2 protein-coding genes are annotated in these 1,577 nt (G+C 62.8%); one reads left to right on the top strand and one right to left on the bottom strand.

The window, feature by feature from the left end:
* A partial coding sequence (locus tag EOA29_RS35965; protein ID WP_127222362.1) for a GGDEF domain-containing protein occupies positions 1–866 on the bottom strand: 866 nt, incomplete at its 3' end.
* A gap of 251 nt (positions 867–1,117) precedes the next feature.
* On the opposite strand from EOA29_RS35965, the gene EOA29_RS35970 reads away from it, so the two are divergent.
* Positions 1,118–1,577, top strand: a 460-nt coding sequence (locus EOA29_RS35970) for an ATP-binding cassette domain-containing protein (RefSeq protein ID WP_127222363.1), incomplete at its 3' end; no start/stop codon positions are given.

The following is a 1,577-nucleotide window of genomic DNA, read 5'->3' on the forward strand; positions in this document are numbered from 1 at the left end:
ATGAGCAGGCTGAGCGGCTTGGCGGTCCGGATCCCCGCCGCGACAGCCGCCTCGCCGTCGGCATCGAAGCTGCCGCGATGGAGCAGTCCGGTCAAGCCATCGCGGCCGACATGCTTGACCAGCGCCTCGTAGCGTTCGCGGTAGGTGAGCGTATCGAAGATATCGGAGAGCCCGCGCGGCAGCGTGATGTCGTGATCCTCGACCCATCTCAGATAGGCGACGAGCATGCCGCTGTAAGCGAGCGCCGCGACCATCTTGGCGAACCAGCCGCCGAAGAAGACCGAGATCGGCGCGCCGGCGACGAAATGCAGCGCGGCGAAGAAGCCAGCCTGGTCGAATGTCAGCACGCAGGCGACGCAGGCGAGGATACGGGCGAAAGGCAAGTGGCGCAGATAGGCGCCGAGCTTCTCGTAGAGCAGGATGATCAGGATGGCGTCGACGAAGAGCAGCGAGGTTCCCCACACCATCAGCCAGCCCATTTCATCGATGAAGCCGATATCGGGGACCCGGCCGTCGGGAAGCGGCGAAATCGCGTGCAGGCGCAGGACGAGCACCAGTCCGATCAGCAAGCCATTGCCAAGCAGCAGGCCATAGATCGGCTGGCGCACGGTCGCCGCGTCTTCCTTCATGTAGAGGAGAAGCAGCATCACCAGCTTGCCGGAAAACATCACGGCCGAGCCTGGCGAGACCATGCCGAAGGGCAGCGCGACGTAGAAGGCGCTGGCGAGATAGGTTTCGAGGAAATGCATGACGCCGAGCGCGCAGACGAACACGCCGAGCCCGATGCGGCGCCTGAAGCGGAAGAGCGTGACCATGGCCCCGAAATAAAGAACCGCTTCGGCAAAGAGCAGGAAACCGTTCAGCAACACGATCGATCCGATCTTTTGCGGAAATCGCGGCCTTGCCGCAATTTCCAAACCTTCTCCGTTCTGACGGCGAATGGTTAACCGCTGCTTTCACCAGCTCGTGCCGCGCACGGAAAACAACGATATCCAGCCCGGCGAAAGCCCTGGGATCGACACGGCACGCCGAAAGCGATTGCCGTTCGGCGCTTCATCGCCTACATAGCGCGCAACCCCCATCCACCTTGACACTTCAGTTTCCAGGGAAAGCGCGCGTGGCTCGCCAGTTCATCTATCACATGTCCGGCCTGTCGAAGGCCTATGGCACCAAGAAGGTGCTCGACAACATCCACCTGTCCTTCTATCCGGACGCCAAGATCGGCATCCTCGGCCCCAACGGCTCGGGCAAGTCGACCATCCTGCGCATCATGGCCGGGCTCGACAAGGAGTATCAGGGTGAGGCCTGGCTGGCCGAGGGCGCGACCGTCGGCTACCTCGCGCAGGAGCCGCAGCTCGACGCCAACAAGACCGTGCGCGGAAACGTCATGGACGGCGTCGCCAGGAAGACCGCCATCATCGAACGCTACAACGAGCTGATGATGAACTATTCCGACGAGACGGCGGAGGAGTCGGCCAAGCTCCAGGACGAGATGGACCGCCTCAACCTTTGGGACCTCGAGCAGCAGGTGGAGATGGCGATGGACGCGCTGCAGTGCCCGCCGGCCGATTCCGAGG

The organism is Mesorhizobium sp. M1E.F.Ca.ET.063.01.1.1 (assembly GCF_003998155.1).
In the GTDB taxonomy this organism is placed as follows: Bacteria; Pseudomonadota; Alphaproteobacteria; order Rhizobiales; family Rhizobiaceae; genus Mesorhizobium.